The sequence below is a fragment of the Paenibacillus filicis genome (assembly GCF_038070315.1).
GTDB lineage: Bacteria > Bacillota > Bacilli > Paenibacillales > NBRC-103111 > Paenibacillus_G > Paenibacillus_G filicis.
Map to the genome: position 1 here is coordinate 99,552 of NZ_JBBPCC010000004.1, position 26,539 is coordinate 126,090.

Consider the following 26,539-nt stretch of genomic DNA (forward strand, 5'->3'; position numbering starts at 1 on the left):
GGGATGGAAGAGAAATGGATGTATGGCATATTTCACATGGGGAAATGACCATCCGCTTATTCGCGGCGATGCTGGGCGGAGGCATGATCGGGTTTGAGCGGGAGTGGGGAAATCATCATGCCGGACTGAGAACCCATATGCTCGTTGCCTTAGGGGCTGCATTGATCATGCTCTTGTCGATGTACGGCTTTTCCCAATTCGCAGAAGAGCCGAACGTACGGATGGATCCCGCCCGACTCGGTGCCCAGGTAATCAGCGGGATTGGCTTTCTCGGGGCAGGCACCATTATCCGAAACGGCTTGTCCGTCTCGGGTCTGACGACAGCCGCATCGCTGTGGGTTTCCGCCGCGATCGGATTATCCGCGGGAGCGGGGTTTTACTTCGTGACCGCCCTGGCTACCGTGCTGATGATGATCACTTTGCTGGCCCTGAACGGACTCGGCAAGAGAGTAATCCCCTCACGCACGACCAAGACGCTTCATATCGTCGTGGAAGACGCGCCCGGCATGCTGAAGCAAATCTCGCATGCGCTGGACACTCCGAACGTCAAGCTTGGTTATCTGAACGTAGAGTCTATGGATGACGGCATGCTTGGCATTCGAATCAGCTACCGCACCAAGAAGCAAAACTTGTTCCTCATTACGGAAACCATCAAGCTCATACCGGGCGTTAAAAGCGTGGGCAACTACAAGGAGGCAAGCCTGTGAAATTCGATTTGCATACCCATCATGACCGCTGCGGGCATGCGGAGGGAAAGATTCGCGATTATATTGAGGCAGCACTGGCTAACGGATTAAGCATCATTGGTATTTCCGATCATTCTCCGTTCCTGGCCAGCGAGGAAAATCAACTAAATCCGGCGATCGCAATGGCGAAGTCGGAGCTGCCGGAATATGTGGCGGAGGTGCTGCGGCTGAAGGAGCAATACCGGGGAAAAATCGAAGTGCTTCTCGGCATCGAATCCGATTTTTTCCCGGAGCACGCAGAGCTCTACAAACGCGTATACGCGGAATATCCCTTCGACTATAGGATCGGCTCTGTCCATGTATCCAGCGGCAAGCATATTTTCGATAAAACGCGTTGGGACAAAGTTGACGAGGAACAGTTGAAGACCGAAGCCGAAATATACTTGGGGCTTATTCAGGCATCCGCCCAAAGCGGTATGTTCGAAATCCTAGGACATATCGACGCGATTAAAGGATTTTGTCCGGCGATCGCCGGTCATCTGTCTCCACTGATGGAGCAGACGCTGCAGGTTATCGCCGCAAGCGGGGTGTCTATTGAGGTGAACACCTCCGGCAAGTTCAAGCCAAGCGGAGGCTGGCACCCGTCGTTGGATATCCTAGAGCGGGCAGCTTATTACGGCGTGTCCGTCACGTTCGGCTCGGATTCACATGTGCCGGAGCGGGTCGGGGATGAGTGGGAGGATGTCCGCGAAGCCTTGAAGAAGCTCGGGTTTAAAGAGTGGACCTTCTACCGGGAAAGAAAGCGTCAAAGCATACCTCTCTAAACGTCATGAGGAGATGATAGATATGAAGGCATTGGTAATCGAAGGGGCCCGTCAAGCCGCGATCCGCGAGCTTCCGTATCCCGAGCCCGGCAAGAACGAGGTCACGATTGAAGTGAAACGCGTCGGTATATGCGGTACGGACCTTCATATTTTCGAAGGGGAATACCTCTCTCACTTTCCCATCGTGCCGGGCCATGAGTTCTCAGGCGTCATTCATTCGGTGGGGGAAGGCGTTACCGGCTTGCATGCTGGCGACCGCGTTAGCGCAGATCCATCTCTGTTCTGCGGGGCGTGTCAATTCTGCTTGACTCAGAGGGGCAACCATTGTGAGAGATGGGGGGCTCTTGGGGTAACGAAGAACGGCAGTATGGCCGAGTATATCGCCGTGCCCGCCGCCAATGTGGTGAAGCTGCCGAATTCGATGGGGTTTGACGAGGCAGCCTTCATCGAGCCGGTCGCCTGCATCGTACACGCAATGAATCGTCTGCAGCTTAAAGTCGGCAGCAGAGTCATTCTATTCGGCGCGGGGGCAATGGGACAACAGCTGATTCAAGCCTTATCCGTATCTGGAGCCTCAGAGGTAGTCGCGGTCGATATTTCTCCGGGCAAGCTGGCTATGGCGCTGGAGAACGGGGCGACCAAAGCGGTGCTTAGCCAGAGGCTAGCCGAGGAGATCAAGGCGGACCCGCAATACCGGTTCGGCTTTGACACTGTCATTGATGTGACGGGTATACCTGCTGTTATCGAAACGGCGATGCCGTACATCGGTCCTGCAGGTACCTATCTGCAATTCGGCGTAACACCTGACCATGCCAGCATCCGGGTTAATCCGTTTGAGTTGTACCATAAGGACTGGACGCTGCTCGGCTCTATGGCCATTAACCATACGTTTATCCCTGCCTTCCACTGGTTGAAGGAACGGCGGATACAGGTTAAGCCGCTTATATCTAAGACAATTTCGCTGGAGGAAGCCATTCCGTTTTTCAACGAGCCGAAATCACCGGATCTGCTGAAGGTACAAATTGAGCTATAAAACTGGCCATTGCGCGAATCAGGTATAGAGGGGAGAAGAGAGGACGTGTACGATGTATTAGCCATTGGAGAATCGCTCATTGATTTGACTCCTTGTGGCATGTCCGAACAGGGACATCCCCTATATGAAGCTAATCCGGGCGGAGCCCCGACCAATGTGCTGGCTGCCCTAAGCAAGCTAGGCAAAAAAACGGCATTCATCGGCAAGGTAGGCCAGGATGCATTCGGACGTCAATTGGAAGCCGCGATGAAGGCAAGCGGCATCGACAGAACAGGACTCGTATTCGACAGCCGGACGCCTACCACGTTGGCCTGCGTGCATCTAGACGGCCAAGGCGACCGTTCCTTCAGTTTTTACCGGAATCCGGGTGCGGATCTAGAGCTTCAACCCGGCGAAGTGGACACCGGCTTGATCGATCGCGCGAGCATGTTTCACTTTGGCTCGGTATCGCTGAGTGGGGAGCCTTCCAGGACGGCTACCTTTCAAGCGGTCATGCATGCGAAACGTAAAAACAAGCTTATATCCTACGATCCGAATTTGCGGGAATCCTTATGGAGCGATTTAGACGAGGCACGGCGCATGATTCTGCAAGGCATGCCGTATGCGGATATCGTGAAAATTTCCGGGGAGGAGCTGACGTTCGTCACCGGCGAACCGGATATGGACCTGGCTATCGGGCAGCTCTATAACCGGTACTGCATCCCTCTTATTTTCGTTACGCTGGGAGAGCAAGGCTGCGTATTTAATTTGAGAGGCGAGCGCGGATGTTTACCCGTTTATCCTGTAGAGGCTGTGGATACGACCGGAGCCGGGGATGCTTTCATGGCGGCCGTCCTATACCAGGTGCTCGAATATTCGGGAACGCTGGACGCGATAACCTTAGCCGATATGGAGCAATTCGTTCATTTCGCCTGCGCGGCAGGCGCGCTGGCTGCGACGAAGAGAGGAGGAATACCCGCTATGCCCGCCTTGGCCGACATTCAGCGGTTATGTGGAACCAGGCATATTAACAAGGGAAATTTGTGAAGGATGGATAAATAAGCCCAATGACGGAAAAGGCCAGTCGATATCTAATAGATATACGACCAGCCTTTTCGTTTGTTCATTCTTACATACGGAAGTCATCCCGATCCGAAGAACGCCCCTCGCTCACCGGGCCCAGCAATCCCATCTCGTAGCCCTTGGCTACGGCTCCGATCCGGGTTTTGACGCCGAGCTTTTGGTTCATCGAAGTCATGTGGGATTCCACGGTACGCTGACTCATCGCCAGTTCCTTGGCGATCTCCTTATTCTTCTGCTCGGACGCGATGCGCCTGAGAATTTCGCGTTCTGTAGGGGTTAGCGGGTCAAGCGGCTTGGCCAGCAGCTTCTCCGGGACAAGTACATGTCCCAGCATGCTCTGTTTGATCGCATTGATGATCTGGGCGTAGGTGCTTTGCTTGGACAAGTAGGCGTGGGCCCCTATCTCATAAGCCTTGCTGTAGAATTCGTCATAGGTATAGCCGGATAATAGGATGATTTTGAGCGTATTCCCTAGCCGCTCCTTATGAATCGCGCGTAGGGATGATCGTCAGGCACATCGGCGAAGGGCTGCCGCTCCGGCAGCTTCTCCGACCAGCTGTCTGCCTTGTTATAGGAGAAATAGGCGATCGTCCCGTCCTCCCTCTCCTTGAAGCCTGCTTTTCTTCCATTCTCGTCTATGAACAGCAGGTCTTCCAACTGCGTCAGGTGATGCTCTCCGTAGCCATCGGTGACGGTGAGTCCGCCGTCATGCGCCACAATATCGTAATGCCACATGGGGAGCCTCAGGTCGCGGTACACCCCTTCCAGACGAGCGAGCTGTTCTTTCGTGCTCGGCACGGACGCTTGCGGCTGCCCGCTCTGTTTCGTGGGCGGGAAATAATGATTCATGAAGCTCTCGAACAGCGAGCTTTGGAGCGCTTTGGCGTTCTGGGTGCTGTTAAGCGCGACGAAGAGTCCGGTTTGCTGCTCCGGCAGCAGCCACAGATGCGATTGAAAGCCGGAGGCGACGCCTCCTTTGTCAATCACGGTCTGCCCGTTGCTGAACTGCGGGTAAGTAGTTTCGCACCCGTACCCGACGCCCGGCATATCCGGTTGAATGGACACGCTGGTTCTGCATCTGCAGCAAGGACGGCTCGCTCAGGATCGAGGCCTGCCCTAGCTTGCCTCCATTCAACTGGGCCTTGAGGAAGCGGGCCATGTCGCCCCCTGTGGAGATCAAGCCCCCGTCAGGCGAATTGTTGGGCAGGGTGGCATACTGCGGAAGCGGCTGGCCTTCCCCGTCGTAAGGGGTAGCGAGCTGCTCTTGAATATCGGGGGTGAGCGCGAAATAACTGTGGGTCATCCCGAGCGGTTTGAAAATACGGTCCGCGATCACCTGATCGAACGATTGGCCCGTCCTGTTCTGAACGATATAGCCCAGCAGATTATACGCATAGTTGTCGTAACGGTACGCTTCTCCCGGCTTGCGGATGACGGTAGGAACATAGCTTCTTACAAATGCGTCCAGCGTAGATATAGTACCCGGTGCTCCTTCATCTTCAGCAGCCTCCGTGCGGTCAAACCCGCTGGTATGCGTCATCAGATGCTTCAAGGTCAGGGGGTCTTTCGTAGGATTCGGAATATCCAGGCCGTTCAGATAGCCCGTAATATCGCGGTCTAGGTCCACCTGATGCTGTTCAGCCAACTGCATGACGGCAGTTGCGGTGAAGGTTTTCGAGATCGAGGCGAGACGAAACAGCGTCTTCTCCGGGTCTACCGGCGTCTGCCGCTCAATATTGGCGTATCCATAACCCTTGTTCAGCAGCGTCTGGTCCCCCTTTACGACGACGACGACCGCGCCGGCCAGCTTGCTACGGATGTCTGGGCGCTGGAAGAAGCCGTCCACGAAGGCTTCTACTTCCTGAGTATCCGAGAGCTTCGCAGATGCGGCGGACAGCATAGAGGGACAGGCCATGGACGAAATCAGGCTGAATGCCGCTAACGCAGCCAGAAACTTCTTCCGGGTTTTTACGGTCACGTTGTAAGCCAGCAGGTGCATATAGAGATCTCCTTTTCCCGTTAAGCAGGGCGATATTGCCCCTACTGTACCATACCCTTCGGAAAAGCAAATCCGTATCCGCAGGCGGAATTCGCCCCCTTCACGCATTTATTTGGCGTGATCGCGCAATCCTCATCGATCTCAGCGGTCGTTCGGGGGAATGGGGGTCATGATTCCATGACCGGAGACGAAAAGAGGCCGGGAGGATGGGCTCCCGGTCTCTTTCTCTGCCTCCACGTCCGCTCAGACCGGACAAAATCCCGGATTGCGGGAGCACATCTCCCGGGTATAGGCGGGGTTCAGCTTCGCCAACTGGTCGAAGTAGCTGGGGAGGGAGTGGTTAGCCGACACGGAGCCGTTCTGGAACGAAAGCTCAAAGCCCTTCTTCACATGAACGTAAAAGTACGTGCGGTCCGTCTTGGGCGAGCGGTAGACAAGGGGCGGCAGCCCGGGAACCAAGTCATTGTTGTTATAGATGCGGTGACGGCCTGACAAGAGGTTATTGAAGCGCATGGCGAACTTGGGATTGCCTACACGTGGTGAGGCATAGGTGTAGACGACGGGCGATTTGAACTTGGAATTCGCTGCAACGTCGACGGCGCACAGGGTAGCTAGAGCGCCTCCGAGGCTGTGGCCGGTGATGAATAGCTTCCGGTCCTCGGGCAGCTTGCGCAGAGCGGACAGAATAGACTTGCGGGCTGTCCGGTAGATGTCCAGAAACCCGCTGTGTACCAGCCCGCTGTCGCTGAGGAACGGATAGGGAGTCTGGCGTGCGATGGAATTCGAGATCCACTCCGGTCTCGTATTCGTACCGCGGAAGGCGATGATGATCCGGTCTGCGGATTCGGTAATAAATCCGAACCACGCCTCACTGCCCATGAAGGAGGAGGCCTTGAAGGAGGCAATGAGACGGTAACCGTGGGGCAAGACGAAGGTGCCGTCCTGGTTATCGAACTGACTGTAGGTCTGTCCGCATACCGCAGCAAGGAAAATAGCGTTCCGTGTATCAAACGGGCTTGAGCTCATAAGATCCTCTCCCCTAAATCCGACATCGTTCTTCCTCATATATTATGAGGGCGAAGGACACCTGTCTTCCGACATATACCCAGATGTAGGAGGACTTCGCGCCCAAGAAAGGCAGCAGAACTGTCGGATATTGGGCACCGACCTGAAAAAGAGAGACCTCATCTGAAATTTGGCTACTTACACCAGCAGAGGATACCGTTTACAATAAATAACTGTAAGTGCTTACACTATGAAGATGCAGTCGGAGGTGCAGCGGGATGGATCCCCATAACGATATCCAAATTTCACGGCAGTCCTCATCAGCCGTCAGACGATCCAAGCTGCTACGGACGCTGTACGCACAGCGGTATCTGCAAGTGATGGCTTTACTGGGCGTAGCCTGGATCCTTCTGTTCAACTATGTGCCGATGTACGGCATCATCATCGCTTTCAAGGATTTTAATATCGTTAAGCCGATTTCGGAAGCGCCCTGGGCGGGACTGGAGCATTTCAAGGCCTTCTTCGACGATGACAGCCTGGCGGATGTGATCAAGAATACGCTAGGTATGAGTGTGCTCAAGCTGCTATTCGGCTTTCCGCTGCCGATTATCTTCGCGCTATTCCTCAATGAGCTGCGTTCGGTCCGGTATAAGAAGGCTGTACAGACGATCTCCTATCTGCCCCACTTCCTGTCGTGGGTCATTCTGGGCGGGATCTTGGCGACCTGGCTGTCGGATGTCGGCATCATCAATGATCTGCTGATGGCACTGGGTTTCATCCAAGAACCGATCAGCTACTTGGCGGAGCCGCAATATTTCTGGGGCATTGTCGTCTCCTCGGACATCTGGAAGGAGCTAGGCTGGTCGGCGATCATTTACCTGGCTGCCATGGCCGGCGTATCACCGGAGATGTATGAAGCAGCGACGATTGATGGCGCTGGGCGGTTTCAGAAGATGTTCTACGTCACGCTGCCTTCCATCAAGGGGACGATCACGATTCTGTTCATCCTGGCGGTCAGCGGCATTCTGAATTCGAACTTTGATCAGATTCTCGTGCTCAAGAATCAGCTGAATGAAAGTGCCAGCAACGTCATCGACGTCTATGTGTATCAGACAGGTCTGAAGCTAAGCCGGTTCTCCTATGCGACAGCGGTCGGCCTGATCAAGTCGCTTATATCGCTCGTCCTGCTGCTTGGGGCCAATTACATCACGAAGCGGCTAAATAACACATCCTTATTCTAGCAAGGAGCTGAGGGCATCATGCTTTCTCTGAACCGCAGAACGATGCGGGAGGCGATATTCGACCATTTCAACAATGTCCTGATGCTGGTCATCTGCTTTGTGACGCTTTACCCGATCTGGTACGTGGTTGTGAATTCCCTCAATGACGGCAATGACGCGATGCGGGGCGGTATCTACTGGTGGCCCCGGATGTTCAGTCTGGACAGCTATCATGCCGTATTCCAGAACGACGGCATCATGCTGGCGATGGGCGTCACGATTGCCAAGACACTTGTCGGAACCGTCATCCATGTGCTATTCACCGCCATGGTGGCGTATGCGTTCTCGCGCAAGGAGCTGATCGGCCGCAAGGTGTACATGATGCTGGGGACGGTCACCCTGTTCTTCAGCGGAGGGCTCATTCCCACATACCTGCTGATCCGCGATCTGAATCTGCTGGACAGCTTCTGGGTATATATCATTCCTGCCATGTTCAGCTTCTTCGATCTGATTATCTTCCTGGCATTTTTCCGGGAGATTCCTGAGGGTCTGGAGGAGGCAGCCAAGCTGGACGGGGCCAATGATTTCAAAATTTTCTATCAGATCATCATTCCGGTATCCATGCCGGTCATCGCCACGATTGCCCTTTTCCACGGGGTCTATCAATGGAATGATTACTTCACAGGCATGATTTATATCAACAAGTCCGAGCTTCAGCCGATTCAAACGTATCTGTATCGTGTGGTAGCGCAATCGAGCTCGAACCAGATGATGAATGCGGCGGCAGGCAATGTCTCCAAGTCCGTCTCCTCCCAGACCATCAAGCTGGCGACGATGGTCATCACGACGCTTCCGATCGTTCTCGCGTATCCGTTTCTGCAGAAATACTTTGTGAAGGGCTTCATGATTGGTTCCATCAAGGGCTAATCCTATCCGGCCATTCGGCCGATTATGAATGAGAAAAGGGGAAACGCATGATGAAAATAAGTAAAACCCGCAAGACGCTGACCACTCTGCTTGCGCTGTTCACGGCTGTCTCCATCAGCGCATGTTCCACCAATCAGGGCACGAAAGGAACCACCGAGCCGGCTAGCGGCAAGGAACCCACGCCCGCGCCGCCGGCGGCGGCAGTGAACGCCGATCAGCCAGGCTGGAAGTCGGATAATAAGCCGATTACGTTCGACTGGTACCTGAACTTCTCCTGGTTTCCTAACAAATGGGGCGTAGATCCGACCTCCCAATACATCACGAAGAAAACCGGCGTGAACATCAACTTTATCGTGCCGGCCGGCAATGAGAACGAGAAGCTGAATACGATGATCGCTTCGGGCAAGCTGCCTGATTTCATCACGCTGGGCTGGTATGAGGATGCCGTGAAGAAAATGATCGAGGGCAACATGGTGCTGCCGCTGGATGAATTGGCCAAGCAGTATGACCCTTACTTCTTCAAAGTAGCGGACCCTGCCAAGATCGCCTGGTACACGCAGAAGGACGGCAAATTCTACGGCTATCCGAATGCGTCCTCCTCACCGGAGGATTACAAGAAGTATGGAAGCAAGTTCATCGGCAACCAGACCTTCTTGGTGCGCAAGGACATGTATGAAGCGCTTGGGAAGCCGGATATGCGGACGCAGGAGGGTTTCCTGAAGGCACTGCAGGCAGCCAAGGAAAAATTCCCAGAGGTTAACGGTCAGCCGCTGATCCCGCTGGGGCTGCATGAATTCAACGAGAATGGAAACTCTTCCCTGCTCGACGGGGCTCAGAACGGCTCGATGCTCGCCAATTTCCTGGCGGTTCCGTACGAGAAGGACAACAAGCTGTATGACCGTTCCACCGATCCGGAGTTTGTGAGCTGGCTGAAAACATTCCGCAAGGCCAATGAACTGGGATTGCTGGCCAAGGACATTTTCATCGACAAGCGTCCTCAGATGGAGGAGAAGATTGCACAGGGCCGTTACTTTGCGATGCTGTACCAGCGCACGGACCTGGCGAAGCAGAATATCTCGCTGCATCAGAAAGACCCGAATTCCGTGTATATTGCTGTGGATGGACCTGCCAATGCCAAGCAGGAACCGCCTACCCTGGCAGGTCCGGGTATCGCCGGCTGGACCGTCACGCTAATCTCCAAGGATGTTAAGGACAAAGAGAGAGCGATTAAGTTCCTCAGCTATCTGATCAGCGAAGAGGGCAACAAGGATCTGTTCTTCGGCGAGAAGGGCGTCAGCTACGATGTGATTAATGGCAAGGATCAATTCAAGCCGGAGGTTCTCGATCTGAGAAATAAGGACCGTGGTGCATTTGACAAGAAGTACGGCTCTTCCTTTACCTTCTGGATGCTGATGGATACGAACCTGAACCTGGATTGGGAGCCGCCGAGTGTGGAGCCGATCAAGCAGCCGGAGGAATGGACTCGCGGCAAGACGAAGAACTTCTCGCAATACGATAATATCGTGCCGACCGGGAACTCTCCGGAAGGTATCGCCAATAGCAAGATGGCGCAAGCTTGGGGCCGTGCACTGCCGAAGCTGCTGCTCGCCAAATCCGATGCGGAATTCGACCAGCTCTTCGACAAGTACCAGAAAGAGCGCCAATCGGCAGGGCTGGATAAGGTTCAGGCTTATTCCCAGAAGGAATTCGAAGCCAACCGGGAGAAAATTGCCAAATTCACGAAGTAACTTGGGAACGTTCAGCCCGAGAGCCCGATCCACATCCGGGCTTTCGGGTTTTTCGCCTTTCTTCCACAAGACCATCCGCTTATACTAAAATCAGGAAAAGAATGGAGAGAGGCTGGGCAAAGCATGGGACGCATCCTGCGAAGGTGGAAAGCAAGGCTGAAGCAAGTAACGGATCGCATCTCGATCCAGGCGAAGCTGATCGCCGCTTATATTTTCATTATCCTGATCCCGATTATTCTATTTTCCTGGTATATGTTCAAGGGCTTCTACCAGAACACGATTGAGGATACGCTGAAGAAAAACCAGTATGTGCTGGCCGGAGAGAACACGCATATTCTCAATCATATGGAGGGCATGCGGCGGACGGCCCAGATTTTTCTTGCTGACAAAGAGGCGATGAATTATCTGCAAAGCCCGTCCGATCTGGATGTGATGGCATTGATTGATTTCAAAATGAGCACCTACTCGAACCTCCAGCGTCTGATGTACAACAACCCGAGTATTGCCAATGTCCGGCTGTTCACCGGTAATCCGAATGCGCGGGAAATCTGGCCGATCTTCTTCAACGAGAGCCGGGTCATCGAGCGGGGCTGGTACAAGAGCGTGCTGGCGCAGAAGGGGGCTCCCTGGTGGGGAATCTTGGAGAATGAGCGGGAGATGGCGATCCGGACGAAGCCGGATGACCCGGACCAGTCTACGTACGTATCGTTGATCCAAGAAGTCGATCCGCAGACAGATCGTCCTGTCGGCCTCATAGAAGTCGATATGCGGATCGAAGATTTCTTCCAGAAGACGTTCAGCCCCATTCAGGACGATCAGTCCCACATGCTGGTCATTGACCGTTCGGGGCATCTGTTTACGGATATGAGCAGCCCTTTCTTCAAGGCCATCGATCTGGAGCAGCTTCGCCGTAACTGGGAAGGGCGCCCTGACCGGGAGGACAGCAGTTTTACCTTTATGGCTGGCGACACGCCCTATCTGTGTCTGACGCTGCCCATTGAGGGGCTCGATGCTTATTTGGTTAATGTCGTGTCGCTGGAGAAGCCGCTGAAGCAGATTAATCAGACGCGCAATTGGTTCATCGCCGCAGCCGTCATCCTCATCACGCTGCTATCGGTCATCACCTATCTGCTGCAGTCGCTGATTCTGAAGAAGCTGCATATTCTGCGCGACTCGATGAAGAAGGTGCGCCGTGGAGACCTCAACGTCCATATCGATATGGATGCGGGCGGCGAGGTAGGCGAGCTCGCGCATCACTTCCGGCAGATGATGAAGAAGATGAACGAGCTGATCGTGGAAGGGGTTAATAAGCGGGCTGCGACCAAGGAAGCGGAGCTGAATTCTCTGAAAAATCAGATCGACGCCCATTTTCTATACAACACGCTCGAAAATTTGAAAATGCTCGCTGAGGTTGAGGAGCAGTACACGATCTCGGATGCGCTGACCTCGCTGGGCGCGATGATGCGCTACAGCCTGAAATGGTCGCACGACCATGTGCAGCTCCGGCATGAAATTCAGCATATCCAGAACTATATGGCCATTATGAATATTCGCTATGACGATAAGCTGGTGCTGCAGCTCGACATTCCTCCAGGCTATCAGGGGCAAGAAGTATTGAAAATGTCGCTGCAGCCTCTGGTAGAGAATGCGGTGAAGCATGGCATGAGGACGGAACGGACGCGGCGGGAGGGGCTGACGATCCGGATTCGGGCCTGGCAGCGGGATGAAGACATGCTGATCGAGGTGACGGACAACGGTGCGGGCATGTCTGCCGCACAGCTGGCCCTGCTGCATGAGAAGCTGACGATGGACGATGCGCGGTTCCAGATCAAGTACGGACATCGACTGCCAGGCGAGCAGGAAGGCAATGGGATCGGACTGCGCAATGTGACGCAGCGGATTCAGATGTATTACGGCTATGAGTACGGCATTACGGTGGAAAGTGAGGAGGGCGCTTATACGCAGGTGCGGATGAAGCTGCCTTATCTGATCTTATCGGGAGGGTTGTCTGAGGATGAGAAGAGTGCTTATCGTGGATGATGAGAAAAATATCAGGCTCGGTCTGAAGGCGATGATTGCGAGGGAGTTCCCGGGCGTCTATGCGTTCGAATTTGCTCAGGACGGACAGGAAGCCTTGTCGCTTCTGACCGCTGCGACCGTGGACGTCGTCATCACCGACCTGCGGATGCCTGTCATGGATGGGCTGGCGCTGATCAAGCGGATTCAGGAGCTGGACGATAAGCCGGCCGTGATCATCCTGAGCGGCCACGATGATTTTCATTACGCACAGGAGGCGATCCGCTACCAGGTGCTTGAATATTTGCTCAAGCCGATTGTCCGCGAGGAACTGGCCCGTACGATGCTGCGGCTGGAGAAGGAGCTGGCCCAGCGGGAACAGGTTCATGACCAGCTCACGGGCTCTGTCCGGCAGCGGGAGGCCTACCGGGAAAGCCAGCTCAGCTACCTGCTGCGTCATCCGCATCTGGACGACAGCGGGCTGCGCGAGCATCTGCAGGGTACGGATATGGAATGGCTGGAGGAAGGCTTCCAGCTGGGGGCGCTGAGATACCGGGGAACCGTGAAGACGATGGGCTCCCCCGAGCTTCTGGCACGCATCCAGGCGGAGCTGGAGAATGCCCCTGAGAGATTCCGCATGCGGCGTGCGCATGTGTGGGATAAGGAGAATCAGCTGGTGCTGATCGCGGAGCATAGCGAGCTGTTTCAATTTCTGGCTGAACGGATTGAGGGAGCGGGGTATTTCACCTACAGCATGGGCATGAGCGAGCCTACCCGGGGCGTGACCCGCATCCAAGCAGCGTACCAGGAGGCGGTACAAGCGCTAAAGTATACGTTCTTGCAATCAGCTCCGGGGGTGGTCCGCTACGGGTCTATCTCAGGGAAAAGCACAGAGTTCGTGATTCCCGCAGAGACGATCCGGAAGATCGCCAATATGCTCGGCACGGACCGGGAGAAGCAGATGACGGCACTGCTGATGGAAGTTTTCGATATGAAGACCGTAGCGCGATACGATATTTCGTATCTGGAGGGCATCAGCCAGGCGTTCAACGAGCTGGTCTTCGACAAGGTCTTCCACGTGTATGGAGGCGAATCGGTCGAGATTCTGCGGTTGTTCAAGACCGTCGGGGATATCGGGAATTTTCAGGATTTCCATGACTACTATCATAACGTGGAACGGCTCCTGCAGCGGCTGAATGATTACGTACGCAGCATGAAAGCTTTCCATATCGATCACAAGGAAATGAAGAGGGCCGTGCAGTATATGCAGGAGCATTTCCACAAGGATCTGAACATGACGATCGTGTCGAATCATGTGTCGCTGAACTATTCGTACTTCAGCCAGGCGTTCAAGGAGTACACGGGCGAGAGCTTTCTCAGTTTCCTGAAGAAGCTGCGGATCGACAAGGCTCGAGAGCTTCTGGACACAACGGAGTACAAAATTTATGAGATCAGCGAGATGACGGGGTTCGAGAATACAAAGCATTTCAGCCGCGTCTTCAAGGAGCTGGAGGGAGTCAGTCCCCAGGAATACCGTGAGCAGCGTGAGGCTATGCGCCGGTGAAGCAGCCGTGCCCGGGGCGGCATGACGGCGATGCGAAGAGGGCATTCCTGTTCGAATACCTTCCAAAAGCTTGCTTGTTGGTTAAAGATTGGATTAGGATGACGTGCGGGGAACCCCATGAGTCTGGGGTGTTGAAACCATACAACGCCTGGCTTATCCCTTCGCTCCACCACTGCCCCGTCTTCAAGTCCGCAACAAGAAGCGGCGCCCTGCGAGCTATTCAGCTCGTAAAGGGGCGCCGCTTTTTTTGGACCAACTGCTCGTTAGTTTGCGATTGGAATCAGGAAGTTCTTCTCGACCAGATCGAGGTCGGCCTGATCGACCTTTCCGTCTCCGTTGATATCTGCCGCCGCCAGCGCTTCAGGCGTCGTTTTGCCGATCGAAGCGCCTACGATGACCGCATCGTAAATATTGATTTCCGCATCGGGATACACGTTGCCCCCACGCATGAACCCTTCTTGGCTTCCCCCGTTGGCTGCCACCGCCAAATTTCCGATATCGGTAGCCTTGCCGTCCTGCACGATGGCTGTCGCTTTGACCGGGAGGTAATGCTTCAGATTGGCTGTCACCGTGTAGGAGCCGGCCGCCAGATTCGCGATCGTGAAGGAGCCGTCGGCCGAAGCGGTAATTTTGCTTTCCTTGCCGCTCGTCTGGTGCTTCGCCGTAAGCTCAATCGAGCTCTGTGCACTGCGGCCCTCAGCTTTCACCGTTCCAGTGAGCGAGCCTTGGCCGCTCTGCCCGTCTACCGGCACGATGTCAGCCAGGGAGCGGGGGTAGATCTCCCGCAGGCTGCTCCACACGGAGCTTCCGCCGATGATGTTGAATTTGTGCGACTTGCCCTGTGGCAGCTTCTGCAATTCGGTGAGGAATACCCCTCCCTTGGTCGGGGAGATAACAACGACTTCCGTTCCCGTGTCATCCGTAATCCGGATGCCTCCATTGCCTCCACTGTAATTGCCCGTGATCCAGACGTTGCTCACCTTAATCAGGAGCCCTTCATTCGACTCCGCCACTTGATTCAGCTTGAGCTCCAGTGGAATCGGCGTCGGAATTCGGTCTTGGTCCAGCTTCTCGATCCTGGCGTTCTTGAATTCCAAGTCGCCGTAGAACTCCTGCACATTGCCGTCCACTTTTACTTCTTGTCCGACCTGAAGATCGGCAGGAATTTTGCCGTAGAGATGGATGCCGCCTGTCGTATCTTGAATAAACGCATGGTCGGGGGGATGTACAGCCGTCACTTCGCCGATCACTTGATAGGTGGTGTCTGTATTCCAATTGCCGCGAACCTCTGCGATCGTCTTGAGGCTTCCGGTCGTGCAGTCCGTAGCCGGGTTATGGTCCGGATCGGAGGGGTCAGCCGGGGTATAGCCGGCCGTCTTGGGCTCCTGCTTGTCGTAGCCGAAGAATACGCGGTACTCGAACGGAATTTCTTCGTACCGCTTCGGTACATAGTATTTCTTCGTCTCTGCATGACCGACATACCGCTCCATGCAGCCTGCGGCCCGGTATACATACGGCAGCTTGGGCAGCGGCTGGCTGGGGTTCCAGATGCCTTTGCCTTCCTGCGAAGCCTGCTTGGCGGCCGTCCCGTATTCCGCAAAGTATTTCATGTTCGGGTAAATGTAATAGTTGACGGCCGCACCGCGCTTCAGCATTTCTTTGTTGACGTCAAGGTTGTCGCTCTTGCGGTACACATGCGCGAGCAGTCGGCCGTAGATGTCCACTTTGACTTGGTCAACCTCCAGCTTCACCGCCGTTCCCGACGTGATCATCGTCTGGAGCACTTGCGTGGCTTGATCTCCGAAGGGCGCCTGAGCCGTTTCCGGGGCATCGATATTCAGCAAACGCACGATTTGAACCGACTGTCCGTCCACGGTAACGGGCGGGCTGAAGTTAAAGGTGTCCCCGTCGGAAATATGGGTCACCGTCACGTCGAAGGTGCCGCTGCTGCCTTGCCTGCTTACCGGGGTCAGACTGCTCTCCCCTTGGCCGCCGGCCGTTGCGGATACATAGACGGTCTGAAGCTGCTGCACGCTATTGTCGAAGGTGATGGAGAAAGCGCCGTTCGCACCAGCTGTTCCGCTTGCGAGCACGGCTCCTTTGGCTGCGCTGGCATACAGCTTCACGCTGCTCGCAGCGGGGACGGAGCCGCTGCTGCCGGTCAGCAGGGCAGCAGCCGGCGTCTGGTTGTCGAACGCCAACTTGGATGCTAACGGAGCGGTCGTCGTGTTTCCGCCGGACTGCGCCGGCACGATATCCGCTTCTCCGCGCGGGAAAATTTGCTTGGTGTCCCGGAACACCGAGCTTGCGCCGACGATGTCGAATTTCTGGGACGGGTTCTTCGGCAGACCCTGCAAATAAGTTCGCAGATTCGGCTGATCCAAAGCGAAGATCACCGCGGAGCTTGCTCCGTCCGTCACTTGAACGCCGCCATCGCCGCTGTTGTAATCGTCGGTAATCCAGACATTCTTGACCTTGACGAATTGGCCGGCATTCGCTTCGCCCAGCTGATTTAACGAAACCTCCAGCGGAGCTGGCGTGGGGAATTGATCCCCCGGGAGCTCGATTGCGGTAAATGGATATACAAGCTCCAGCTCATTATTGTAGTTCTTAATCTTGCCGGTTATTTCGACTTCCGATCCCAAGCGCAGCTTGACAGCGTCATAGCCGTAAATACGCAGTCCTGCCGTGCCGTCGTGAATATAGGCATTCGACTTGGGATAAACGGCCGTGACCTCACCCCGGACGGTAAATTCGACCCCGGGGGGAAGCTGACGGGCTTGTGCAATGGAAATGACCGTAGCCGCTGCGGCGGATAAGGCCGGCTCGGAAGCCGAGGAGAGGGAGGATGCGGAAAATTCCGCATACCCCTTCCCGGCAAAGCTGGAAGCCAATAAACCTGCGCCGAGCACAGTGGCCAACATAGCGCGCGATACGGTTGTCCAAACGTTTCCAAGATTTCTTCTCATCGTTTTCGTTCCTCCGTCGGCGTTAATGGATATACCCTGCATAACGCAGCAGTCGTTTCAGTATCACGGCCGCTTGCGCCCGGGTCGCATGGTTGGCTGGTTCGATTGTGGAGTCGGTCATGCCGTTCATAAGGCCAAGATCTACGGACAGGCTAAGTGCTTCCTTCGCCCAAGCGCTCACGGCATTCTGGTCACGGAAGGCGTCCAGTGCACCGGCGTGGCCGGCTTTCGGAGCGCTGCCGGCAGTCTTCAGCGCACGGGCGATCATGACTGCCATCTGCTCACGGGTGATCGTAGCGCCAGGCTGGAAGGTGCCGTCTTCAAAGCCCTCGATCAATCCTGCGTTCACAGCTGTCCCGACCGTATCGTAGAACCAGTCGCCGGTGCGTACGTCCTTGAACGGTACGTCTGCTTGATGGACCGGGAGTCCGAGCGAACGAACGAGCAGCGAAGCGAACTCGGCGCGCGTGACGTTCGTATCCGGCGTGAAGCGGTCTTCCGCCGTCCCCTGTACGACCAGCTTCGAAGCGAGCAGTTCAATATCCGCTTGCGCCCAGTGGCCCTCTGTGTCCAGGAAGGTCTTCCGGTATTTGACCACGCCGTAAGCGCTGTTTGTCGGGCTCATCAGAACCGCCACCCGCTTGCCTCCGATTGTCTGTATGACGGTCGGAACAAACACCGGTCCGTTCTGTTCAAAGCGGACGCCGGTAAGCTGATTCGCATCTTGCTCGCTTATCACAAACATTCGTTTGACCATCGTCCCGTTGAATCGGTCGATGACTTGCGATTGGCCTCCGCCTTCGGCCGTTACTGTAAATTCCACGGCGTCGGACAGCAGCGACATGCCCTTCAGGCGGCCTTTCAGCTGCTCCAGAGCCGTGCCGGTCAGGGCGGATGCTGTCAGCGTCAGCTTCACCTGCTTGCTGTCAGCCCCGAGCTTCTTGGCGATGGCCTCGTAACTGATCTGGCCGACCGGCAGCTCATAGCGGACCGCTCCGGCTTCCAGAAGGATGACAGCTTTCGGCGTATCGGCGGCGGATTTCAGGAGGATGCTTGCTGGCAGCTGCAGCCGGACGGTCGGTTCCGCCGGTTCGACGGAGATCGTGATCCGCTGCGCGGACGCCGCCGCATTCTTGAGTTGGCTGAGCGCCTTGCCGAGCGCTTCTTCATCTACGGTGACCAAGGTAGACAGAGCGCCGCCGGCGAGCGTTTCTTTCGTTGTACGAAGATAGGTTTTAGGCAGAACTATGCCATTTTCCGTGCTTGGGAACGTGGTCGGAGGCGTAGATGCGCCGCAGCATGACCCTGATCCTGAACCGGATGAGTAACGGTCGGTCGTGAAGCTTCGCTCTAGCTTGTCACTCCAGTTGCCTGCGGCATCGCCGGCTATGACGGCAAAGATATACGATGTGTCGGAAGAAAGGCCGCTCACCTTGTAGACCGTGTCGGTTACTGTCGCGATCAGCGTCGTCCCGCGGTACAGACGGTAGGCCGTGACTGCCGTATTATCGGTTGCAGTCGGCCATTTCAGATTCACTTCATTCACTCCGATGGAAGTGGCTTCAAGCCTCGCTCCCTGCGGCCAGCGCGGAGCTTCCTTGTCAGGACTGCCGGAACCAGGAGGTGTAGTTACCGTGACCGCCGGTCCTCCTGTGCTCCAGTGGCCGGCAAGATCGCCTGCCTCCACGGTGAACCGATAAGCTGTCCCGCTTTCCAGTTCGCTCAGCGTCCATTCGGTTTGGGTTCCTGGCACGAGCGCGGCTTCCTGCTTCACATAGACGGCTTCCGCTACGCTTAGTCCGGCTCCACCCCCGTACACGCTGTCGGTCACACTGGCATTGCTCCAGGTTTCCTTCCATATTTTATAGCTACTGACTGCGATATCGTCCGTGGCCGGCGTCCACTTCAATGTCACGGCGCTTGACGTAACGCCGCTTGCCGTAAGACTAGCATCCGGAGGCCAGACCGGCGCTTGCGTATCAGGGCGTGCCGGATTGACCTTCACGGTGACTGTGTGGTCCGCAAGCTCGACCGGCAGCTGCCAGTTCGCAGGGCCGCCTGACGGATATCCGGCCAGCTTGACTTGCCCTGCCTTCAGCGCAATTCGCGTATCCCCGGTAAGATCGGCTATAGGAATGAATGTGATTTCGGCGATCGATGCCGGTTCTGACCCCGACACGCCGGATGTGCCCACTCGCAGCATCGAGGCAAATGTAATAAGGCCCTGGGAAGTGTCCACGAGATTGTACACCTGCTGAGTGACAGCAGTGCCGAACAGCGAGCCTGCCCTTACTTGAACGCCGGGTTTGGCGGGATCTTCATCCTGCACGGTTAACCGGGCGGGATCGTAAGTCAATTGGAATTGTGCGCCGTAGACGCCCTTGTATTCGTCTGCGTTCACCCGTACGGTGAATGGCTGTCCAGCCTGCACTTCATGAGCCGAAGCCGCTAAGGAGACGGTTGCTTTTCCGGCCGAGGGCCCCGGTATAATCGAGATGTCCCCGGACCCTGCTGTATGTGCAGGAATGGGGAGGGCGCTTGTCCCTCGTGGGAGGGCAGCCAGCTTGACTCCATCCACCGGCAATTCGATAGCCGTCTTGCCTGGTGCTCCAATGGCTACGAAGCGAATTTTGACGATCGAGGTTGGCTGGCTACCTTGAAGACCGGTCGCTTCGCCGCGCAGCGTGCCGGCGAACGTCAGGATGCCTTGCTGCAGACGAGCAGGGTCCTGATTGAGGAACAACGCTGCCGAATGGCCGTTCCACAGGTCGCCGACTTGAATGGGCAAGCTGTCCGCCAGCTTCAGCTTAGCCGGATCGAACTTGATCTGCAGCTGGGCTCCGTACAGATCGGCGTAATTCGCCACCTGCACCTCAACTTCCAATGTTTGATTCTCACTTACCGTGCCGCCTCCCGGCAGATGCAGGAAGACATCAGCGGGAGAGACTGGCTTCCGAATCACAGCGGTCGGATCGCTCTCCGCTTTCCCGTCTTCCGTGGCCGTCACATATACCGTCTGCACCGCAGCCGATGGGTCCGGAATCGCCAATTGGAAGGCGCCGCTGGGATCTGCGGCTGCGGTTCCGAGCAGCTCCTGCTTGGCCGGCAGCTTATAAGCCTTCACGACCGCAGCTCCCGCCACGGCTCCCGGCTGTCCCGTCAAGGAATCGCTGCGGAAGCTCAGCTTGTCCGCCAGCGGCTGAGCCGATTTCACTGGAGCGCCTGCCGTCGTAAACGTCCATTTGATCTCCGCGGCGTTCGCATTGCCGGCTGTATCCTTCACAGCCTGGGCCGGAATCTTGACGGTGTACGCTTGCTGCGGGGTAAAGGCCGCGTGCTCTATCTGCAGCTCGCGGTCCTGGACCGCTGTCGTCACTCCGCTGACCGGCGCGCCGCTCGAGTCGGTGATGACGATGCTGGACAACGCCGGACCGTCCGCGATCGCTTCGTCAAAGGTTACCTTGACTGCGGCATCGACCGTGACGTTCACGGCCCCTTGGGCCGGGATGAACGATACGGGAGAGGGAGGCGTCGTATCTGTCGCATCGTCGCGGATATCCAGCTTGACCGGTACGGTGTACGTATCGATAGCCGTATTGACCAGCTGTTTCTCGCCGTTCTTGCCCCAGCCCGAGAACGTGCCGTCCGTCTTGGAGGCAAGGATGAGGTTGCTCCACGCTTCGCTGCCGGAGAGGGAAGCGACCTGGCTCAGCGATCCGATGCCGTCTTCACCCTTAACCTGCAAGGCATACGGGCTGCCGAAGTATGTGTCCTCTGTTAGTTCGCCAATCCCAAGCATGCCGTTGTTCGAGTCTCCCCAAGACCACACCGTCCCGTCTTCCTTGATGGCATAACTGGTTAAGTTAGCTCCGGTCACCGCTTGGACTTGCTGTAGCGGTTCGCCGCCCGGGAGCTTAACCTGCACCGGGGTAAGCGAATCCGACTTGGAGCCGTCCCCGAGCATCCCGCTGAAGTTCGCTCCCCATGCCCATACGGTACCTTCGGCACGGACGGCAAGCGCGTGATAGTTGCCATGTCCGATCGCCTTCACCTGATCCAGGCCTTGAACCTTCTGCGGCACCATGCTTGGCGCTGACAGGATATAAAAACTGTTGCCCCATTGGAGGACGGAACCGTCGTTCTTGAGCGCCAGCGCAAAATCCTGGCCGGCATCGATCTTGGCTATGCCGGACAAGACTCCTAGACCTTGCTCGCCGGTAACGGGGACGGGAGTCGCTGATTGGAAGGTATGCAAGGTCCCCCATTGCCACACCGTGCCGTCCTGTTTCAAGGCCAGGGAGTAGGTGTCGCCGACAGCTACATCGACTACATCGGTCAGGAAGCCTTCCCCGCCAGGGCCCTTCACCTGGTGTGGAACATTGACTTCTCTCGGTTCCGAGCCGATTCCCAGCGCCCCGCCTCCGTTCTCTCCCCAAGCCCATACCGTTCCGTCGCTTTTCACTGCGAGCGTATGGTAGGCCCCCGTGCTGATGGCCGCTACTTCAGAGATTCCAGTCACCTTCACCGGCTTCTCGTAAATCGTGTTTGCATTGCTGCCCATCCCGAGCTTGTTGGAGTTTTGTCCCCAAGCCCATAGCGAGCCGTCCTTCTTCAAGATCAGGCTGAACCGGTCCCCGGCCTCCGCCGCTTTGCGCGGGAGCGGCTCAGAGGCCGCTGGCGCGGCGAATGTGGTCGAGCCGAAGGACAACAGCGCGATTAGCGCCGCACCCAGCATGAATCCTTGAGGTTTCCCAAGCTTTCTTCGTATTCGAATGGTGTTCAAGCGTCATAACTCCTTCCGCATCATTTTCCATCGGCGACAGTGTTGACAGACTGAATTTCGACCTACTTTGACTTGCTGCGGCACCTCCTTGCAACAAAAAAAATCCCCGAAACGCCCAAAAAAGCTTGGTCGTCTCGAGGACTTTGTTGCTCCAATACGTATCATTATAACATCGGTACTGTGAACATTTGTTAGCGCAATGTTTGGCGAATGGTAAGATTTTATGTACAAAAAAGGAAAGACAGGGGATGATTTCATCCCCTGTCTTATCACGCTCTAATTATGGAGAAACGACAACGTCAGCGGCTTTGCGAGGAAACAACTGGTAGCTGTTGTACTGGCTGAGCACGCCCGTCACATCGTACCATACGCCGGTCTGCAGCGTCGGATAAACATTGGCAGCCTGCATGACGCGCAGCAGAATCGAGTTGTTGTTCGCATCGACGGCCGTGATGTTGTAGCCGCCGCCAGCCGGGGATGTCGGCAGGGTGTTGATTTTCACCTTGATCGTCTTCACCAGCGTACCTTCGAGCGGCTCAGCCGTAGTGGCTTGCGTCAATTCCGTGACGGTCTTGGTCACAGCGGCAGGTACCGGAGCCGTACCTGTCTTGGTGACGGTAGCAGCCGAAGTCGGGATGATCTCCGTTAGTCCGTTGTAGATCGTGATTGTACCGGTTACGCGTACTTTGTCGCCTTCGACAAGGTTGATGTACCCTGTAGGATTCGCGGCGAACACGTTGATCCCGCCTGTCGCGTCTTGAATAAACGTCGAGATTTTACCGCCGCCGATCGCGGAGTTATCGGCAATGACGGTGCCTTCAACCGTTACGACTTGTCCCGTCAGAGCTTTTGCCGTAGCAATCGGCTTCGTGGCAGGCACTGGAGCGGCAGGCTGAGTAGCGAGCAGGGAGACGTCGCTAGGCTTGCGCGGCACGAGCTGGTAGCTGTTGTACTCGCCGAGAATCGCAGTGACGGCATACCACTTGTTGGCTTGCAAGCTGGAATAGATGCCCGTATCGTTCATCACGCGAAGGATGGAGGAGTTATAGCTGCTGTCATAGATCGTAATGTTGTAACCGCCGCCGGCTTGTACGGTCGGCAGCGTGCCGATGTAGACTTGAGCCACTTGAACGAGCTTGCCTTCCAATGGCTCGGCTTGAGCTGGATTGTTCAAGGTGGAGAAAGGAATGATCGGTGCGCCAGGCAGCGGGTTGCCGGTGCTTACGCGGGTAATCGTAGTGGGGACGATCTCCGTCAGCCCTTGGTAAGTCGTGATTTGGCCGGTCACTTGAATTTTCTCGCCTTCCACGAGCTGCGGGAGGAAAGGAGTGGCGTCTTGAGCGAATACGTTGATACCGGCTGAGGAATCCTGGATAAACGTAGACAGCTTGCCGCCGCCGATGGCGGTATTATTCGCGGTAACGATACCTTCGACGGTAACGGTCGAGCCGACCTGCGATTTGGCGGAAGCGATCGTGATGACAGCGGCGTGTGCCTTTTGGATGCCGATCGTGCCCAGCGGAAGCTGGCTGACCGTAGTCGTAAGCGCGAAAGCGGCGGAAGCGAGTACCCATTTGCTCAGCAGTTTTTTCATGTTCATAATCGAATGTCCTCCTCGAATCATAGAATGGATGCAACGCTGTGGCTTCATGGCTGCGGATGCTGTCTACTCTTCTGACTGACTGGTGGTACAGGCGCCCGAATGCAGGCTCCCGGGCAAGTCCAATCGTCAAGTTTCCCGCAAGGCAGATACGCGTTTCTTCCGTTGCTTTGTCAGCACTATCGCTTCTCTCCCACCTCCCGATATGTATCGAAAAACCACCGTCCGCAGGAAGCCCGGTATGAGCTGGAAACGACAAAAAAGTCCCCGAGACGAGCCCATGTATCTGGCCGTCCCGAAGACTTTGTCGCACCATCGTTTTTCGATATTTAATCTATCTTTACTTTACCAGGCTATGATCATCGCAATGTTTGGCCTGCGTGAATAATTCGTGAAGTTGCGACAATAAGCCCGGTCGCTGCCGAACAGTGTGGCCCGGCTAGCGCATGCTCTGAGTGCGGGAAGCCTCGTGCATAGGCTGCGGCATCAAAATGAACGGCAGCAGCGCGTCCTTCTTGCACTGCGGGCAAACGGCATGCACCCCCGCACCGTTCAGACGGGCCAGCAAAATGCGGGTACGGATTCGCAGTATCCCGTCCTCGAGCTCATCCACCATAACCCGATTGCACTTGTGACAATGGATCGACATCATGGCTCAGGTTTCCTCCTCTCCTCATCCTCCATCGCAGTGTCGCGCTGTCTGATTATTGTCCGGAGTCCCCTTCATCATGACATATTTAATGTTAATATATTCTAAATTTTACAAATAGTCCGAATCATACTTGGTTTATCGGGACGTGGCAGGCTTCGCCTTCCGTACTTGTGTCACAAGTGTATAGGCCACGGTCGCGACCGCCAGCCCCACAGCCATCGCCATGAAAAACTCCCGGGTCGAGGACAAGTGAAAGACAGCTACAACGGCTTGCATAAACAACGGACTAATGAACTGGAAGGTGTAGACACAGGCCAGCAGCAGTGAGATTCCGAAGGCCAGGCTGGATGCACCAGCGGTGCTGGCTGTCTTACTGAAGGATAAGGGGAATAGCGAGCCTTCGGCGAAGCCGACCAACAGCACCGCAATCCCTGTCGTCAATAACGAGTGAGTGCTGCTTAAGAAGACGAAGCCTGCCGCCATGAGGGCCAGCAGCAGCGGGACGAGCAGACTCTGGAAGCGGCGCACCAGGTACGGAACGGCCAAGCCGCCGACAAATACCCCGATCAGCGCCAGCGCCGAGAAGTAGCCGCTCGAAGCGACCGAGCCGATCCCGTTATCGGTCAGAAACACCGACAGGTTCGTCGGGATCAGGAAGAAAAGCATCGTATGCAGGCCCGCCGCCACAATAACCGGATAGAAGAAGAAGGGCAGCTTCGAGGCCGGAGCGCCAGCCGCTCTCTCAACGCGAGGAGCCGGCGGGAACTTCGGCAGAAACAACACAACCAGCAGCAGAAGCACGATGGCGAAGATGTACGTCATAAACACATAGCGCCAGCCGAAGGAGGCGATGAGGCCACCCAGCGACAGGAAGACAGCGCCGCCGATCCCGGTGGTCGAGGTCACGAAGCCGTTCATCCGCGTTCGCTCTTCACCCTGGAAGCTCTCTGCGATCAAGGTGTTGAAGGTCGGCGAGATCAGACCGATACTGAGTCCCAGAATAGCCCGGAAGACGAGAATCACTGTGAAAGAATCCGAGAAGGCCGGACCTATGCCGCCGATCAGATAGAGAAGAAGACCGGTAATCAGGATGTTTTTGCGCGGGAATCTCTTCCCGAGCGGCCCTGATAAGAATAAGGTGGGCAATATAAATAAGGACGACAGCGTGACGACCCACTGGATGAGCAGAGGGCTGACGGTTGGATAGGCTACAGCCAGAAGCTTCAAGGCCGGGGCAGCCATCATGGTGCCAAAGGTAGCTGTCACGGACAAGCTTAATAAGGCTATGCGGGATCGCAGATTCACTGCTAGTTACCTTCTTTCCGTGGTATGAATGGTAGGGATGAATCGATGGATGGACGAAAGCTGAACCCTCAGACGGGTAGCAGCTAGGTCGGCCGCATCGTCGGCATGTGCGCTCACGCTCCTTAGCTTCGTTACGAACAAACGATAACATGAATTAAAAACAAAGTAAACAAAAAACATAAAAAGTGTCTATTTTGTTTTTATTGTTTATGTTAATTTCAATTTCCTGTATAATAGGCATCAGGAGTATGCGGAGAAAGGAGCAAGAGACATGCAGGAAAAGGAGCAGAGCCACCTATGTGCCGAAAGCAAGCAGGAGCAAGCCAGAGGCAAGCTGCTGAGAAGAATGCTGGATCCCGTGATGAAGGACGGCTTTCAGCAGATGAAGATGGAGGACATCGCCAAGCACATGGATGTGAGCCGGGCTACGCTGTACAAGCATTTTTCCTCCAAGGAGGAAGTGATAGCGGGCGTTGTGGAGATCTTCGTGAACTATATCGAGAAGCTGAAGGATCGTACCGGAGAGGGCGATGAGGAGTCGTTCGGCGTGTGGTTTCAACAATTGTTCGAGCAGGCGATCTCGCTGGCAGGCAAAATCTCCGAGGAGTTCCTGAAGGATCTGCAGTCGGCTTACCCGCATCTGTACGAGGAGCTGCAGGGTACTCTGAACAAGTGCGAGCAGCGGTCGCTTCAGTTTTACCGGGAGGGTCAGCAGAGGGGCATCTTCAATCCCATTAATGAGAAGTTTATTTTTCTTCAGGATAAGCTGCTGCTGCGGGAGTTGATCAATATCAAGTACCTGCTGGTTCACCAGGTGACGCTTCAGCAGGTGCTGAACGACTATTATCAGCTCAAGAAGATTCAATTGTTCAAAGCCGACAAGCTCTCTCTCGTCGACGATGCCAGAATCCAGCCTGCGATTGAGCATGTCGTGGAGAAATTCAACCGCTCCCTGCAGCAATAGACGCCGCGCGGCATAGCAAAATCCCCTGCACGCTGCGGGAGCATACTTCAGGGGACTGATTCACTGCGATGTATGAAGCTCTACAGGGGATTATATGGTTTGGATTAGGCTTACAATGACTTGGAACGAAAGCACCTCAATAAAGGGCCGGAACGAAGCAATCCTGCTTAGCCCCGGCATGG

At 55.6% G+C, this 26,539-nt stretch carries 19 protein-coding genes; 10 read left to right on the top strand and 9 right to left on the bottom strand.

Annotation, left to right across the window (positions count from 1 at the left end):
- Window positions 1-44 precede the first annotated feature (44 nt).
- Genes WMW72_RS08430 through WMW72_RS08445 form a run of 4 tightly spaced genes read left to right on the top strand, consistent with a single transcriptional unit; the run spans window position 45 to window position 3,569 of the window.
- Entirely contained in the window at window positions 45-707 is a 663-nt protein-coding gene (locus tag WMW72_RS08430; RefSeq protein ID WP_341414986.1) for an MgtC/SapB family protein, read from the top strand.
- Window positions 704-1,510, top strand: coding sequence for a histidinol-phosphatase (locus tag WMW72_RS08435; protein WP_341414987.1), 807 nt, complete (start codon window positions 704-706; stop codon window positions 1,508-1,510). Before WMW72_RS08430 ends, WMW72_RS08435 begins: the two co-directional genes overlap by 4 nt.
- 22 nt (window positions 1,511-1,532) lie before the next feature.
- The gene (locus WMW72_RS08440; protein WP_341414988.1) at window positions 1,533-2,543 is read left to right on the top strand and encodes a zinc-dependent alcohol dehydrogenase family protein; all 1,011 of its coding nucleotides are present in this window, start codon (window positions 1,533-1,535) and stop codon (window positions 2,541-2,543) included.
- 45 nt (window positions 2,544-2,588) lie between these two features.
- Window positions 2,589-3,569, top strand: coding sequence for a carbohydrate kinase family protein (locus tag WMW72_RS08445; protein WP_341414989.1), 981 nt, complete (start codon window positions 2,589-2,591; stop codon window positions 3,567-3,569).
- Between the two features lie 82 nt (window positions 3,570-3,651).
- On the opposite strand, the gene WMW72_RS08450 is transcribed toward WMW72_RS08445, so the two are convergent.
- The 4 genes from WMW72_RS08450 to WMW72_RS08465 all read right to left on the bottom strand — a co-directional run bounded on the left by WMW72_RS08450 (window position 3,652) and on the right by WMW72_RS08465 (window position 6,630).
- Window positions 3,652-3,990: a response regulator transcription factor gene (locus WMW72_RS08450; protein WP_341414990.1), complete on the bottom strand. Its 339-nt coding sequence runs from the start codon at window positions 3,988-3,990 to the stop codon at window positions 3,652-3,654.
- Window positions 3,991-4,076: 86 nt separating this feature from the next.
- Entirely contained in the window at window positions 4,077-4,592 is a 516-nt protein-coding gene (locus WMW72_RS08455; RefSeq protein WP_341414991.1) for a hypothetical protein, read from the bottom strand.
- Window positions 4,585-5,604 carry a serine hydrolase domain-containing protein gene (locus tag WMW72_RS08460; RefSeq protein ID WP_341414992.1) on the bottom strand — a complete coding sequence of 340 codons (1,020 nt, stop codon included), beginning with the start codon at window positions 5,602-5,604 and terminating at the stop codon, window positions 4,585-4,587. The genes WMW72_RS08455 and WMW72_RS08460 overlap by 8 nt, the downstream gene beginning before the upstream one ends.
- Before the next feature lie 243 nt (window positions 5,605-5,847).
- Window positions 5,848-6,630 (bottom strand): lipase family protein, encoded by a 783-nt coding sequence (locus WMW72_RS08465; RefSeq protein WP_341414993.1) that lies wholly within the window; start codon window positions 6,628-6,630, stop codon window positions 5,848-5,850.
- 257 nt (window positions 6,631-6,887) lie between these two features.
- Here WMW72_RS08465 and WMW72_RS08470 point away from each other — a divergent pair, with 257 nt between their 5' ends.
- From WMW72_RS08470 to WMW72_RS08490, 5 genes are all read left to right on the top strand, one after another.
- Window positions 6,888-7,850: an ABC transporter permease gene (locus WMW72_RS08470; protein WP_341414994.1), complete on the top strand. Its 963-nt coding sequence runs from the start codon at window positions 6,888-6,890 to the stop codon at window positions 7,848-7,850.
- A gap of 18 nt (window positions 7,851-7,868) precedes the next feature.
- On the top strand, window positions 7,869-8,756 hold the full coding sequence (locus WMW72_RS08475) for a carbohydrate ABC transporter permease (RefSeq protein ID WP_341414995.1): 888 nt from the start codon (window positions 7,869-7,871) through the stop codon (window positions 8,754-8,756).
- 47 nt (window positions 8,757-8,803) lie between these two features.
- Window positions 8,804-10,504 (top strand): type 2 periplasmic-binding domain-containing protein, encoded by a 1,701-nt coding sequence (locus tag WMW72_RS08480; protein ID WP_423227528.1) that lies wholly within the window; start codon window positions 8,804-8,806, stop codon window positions 10,502-10,504.
- 123 nt (window positions 10,505-10,627) lie between these two features.
- On the top strand, window positions 10,628-12,544 hold the full coding sequence (locus WMW72_RS08485; RefSeq protein WP_341414996.1) for a cache domain-containing sensor histidine kinase: 1,917 nt from the start codon (window positions 10,628-10,630) through the stop codon (window positions 12,542-12,544).
- Window positions 12,519-14,084 carry a response regulator gene (locus WMW72_RS08490; protein ID WP_341414997.1) on the top strand — a complete coding sequence of 522 codons (1,566 nt, stop codon included), beginning with the start codon at window positions 12,519-12,521 and terminating at the stop codon, window positions 14,082-14,084. The genes WMW72_RS08485 and WMW72_RS08490 overlap by 26 nt, the downstream gene beginning before the upstream one ends.
- Window positions 14,085-14,347: 263 nt before the next feature.
- Here WMW72_RS08490 and WMW72_RS08495 read toward each other — a convergent pair whose 3' ends face one another.
- The 5 genes from WMW72_RS08495 to WMW72_RS08515 form a co-directional block, all read right to left on the bottom strand.
- Window positions 14,348-17,053 (bottom strand): thermonuclease family protein, encoded by a 2,706-nt coding sequence (locus tag WMW72_RS08495; RefSeq protein WP_341414998.1) that lies wholly within the window; start codon window positions 17,051-17,053, stop codon window positions 14,348-14,350.
- Window positions 17,054-17,075: 22 nt separating this feature from the next.
- Window positions 17,076-21,836 carry an S-layer homology domain-containing protein gene (locus WMW72_RS08500; protein ID WP_341414999.1) on the bottom strand — a complete coding sequence of 1,587 codons (4,761 nt, stop codon included), beginning with the start codon at window positions 21,834-21,836 and terminating at the stop codon, window positions 17,076-17,078.
- A 280-nt stretch (window positions 21,837-22,116) separates the two neighbouring features.
- Window positions 22,117-23,436 (bottom strand): DUF5689 domain-containing protein, encoded by a 1,320-nt coding sequence (locus WMW72_RS08505; RefSeq protein WP_341415000.1) that lies wholly within the window; start codon window positions 23,434-23,436, stop codon window positions 22,117-22,119.
- Window positions 23,437-23,875: 439 nt separating this feature from the next.
- Window positions 23,876-24,088, bottom strand: coding sequence for a hypothetical protein (locus WMW72_RS08510; protein WP_341415001.1), 213 nt, complete (start codon window positions 24,086-24,088; stop codon window positions 23,876-23,878).
- 135 nt (window positions 24,089-24,223) lie between these two features.
- Window positions 24,224-25,393, bottom strand: a complete 1,170-nt coding sequence (locus WMW72_RS08515; protein ID WP_341415002.1) for an MFS transporter — start codon at window positions 25,391-25,393, stop codon at window positions 24,224-24,226.
- Window positions 25,394-25,664: 271 nt separating this feature from the next.
- On the opposite strand from WMW72_RS08515, the gene WMW72_RS08520 reads away from it, so the two are divergent.
- Entirely contained in the window at window positions 25,665-26,357 is a 693-nt protein-coding gene (locus WMW72_RS08520) for a TetR/AcrR family transcriptional regulator (protein ID WP_341415003.1), read from the top strand.
- Window positions 26,358-26,539 lie beyond the last annotated feature (182 nt).

Bases quoted from the DNA above. Each gene is read 5' to 3' on its own strand.
- WMW72_RS08460 (WP_341414992.1), bottom strand. From the start codon at position 5,604: ATGCACCTGCTGGCTTACAACGTGACCGTAAAAACCCGGAAGAAGTTT.
- WMW72_RS08505 (WP_341415000.1), bottom strand. From the start codon at position 23,436: ATGAACATGAAAAAACTGCTGAGCAAATGGGTACTCGCTTCCGCCGCT.
- WMW72_RS08465 (WP_341414993.1), bottom strand. From the start codon at position 6,630: ATGAGCTCAAGCCCGTTTGATACACGGAACGCTATTTTCCTTGCTGCG.
- WMW72_RS08480 (WP_423227528.1), top strand. From the start codon at position 8,804: ATGATGAAAATAAGTAAAACCCGCAAGACGCTGACCACTCTGCTTGCG.
- WMW72_RS08475 (WP_341414995.1), top strand. From the start codon at position 7,869: ATGCTTTCTCTGAACCGCAGAACGATGCGGGAGGCGATATTCGACCAT.
- WMW72_RS08430 (WP_341414986.1), top strand. From the start codon at position 45: ATGACCATCCGCTTATTCGCGGCGATGCTGGGCGGAGGCATGATCGGG.
- WMW72_RS08485 (WP_341414996.1), top strand. From the start codon at position 10,628: ATGGGACGCATCCTGCGAAGGTGGAAAGCAAGGCTGAAGCAAGTAACG.
- WMW72_RS08520 (WP_341415003.1), top strand. From the start codon at position 25,665: ATGCAGGAAAAGGAGCAGAGCCACCTATGTGCCGAAAGCAAGCAGGAG.
- WMW72_RS08440 (WP_341414988.1), top strand. From the start codon at position 1,533: ATGAAGGCATTGGTAATCGAAGGGGCCCGTCAAGCCGCGATCCGCGAG.
- WMW72_RS08510 (WP_341415001.1), bottom strand. From the start codon at position 24,088: ATGATGTCGATCCATTGTCACAAGTGCAATCGGGTTATGGTGGATGAG.
- WMW72_RS08490 (WP_341414997.1), top strand. From the start codon at position 12,519: ATGAGAAGAGTGCTTATCGTGGATGATGAGAAAAATATCAGGCTCGGT.
- WMW72_RS08470 (WP_341414994.1), top strand. From the start codon at position 6,888: ATGGATCCCCATAACGATATCCAAATTTCACGGCAGTCCTCATCAGCC.
- WMW72_RS08495 (WP_341414998.1), bottom strand. From the start codon at position 17,053: ATGAGAAGAAATCTTGGAAACGTTTGGACAACCGTATCGCGCGCTATG.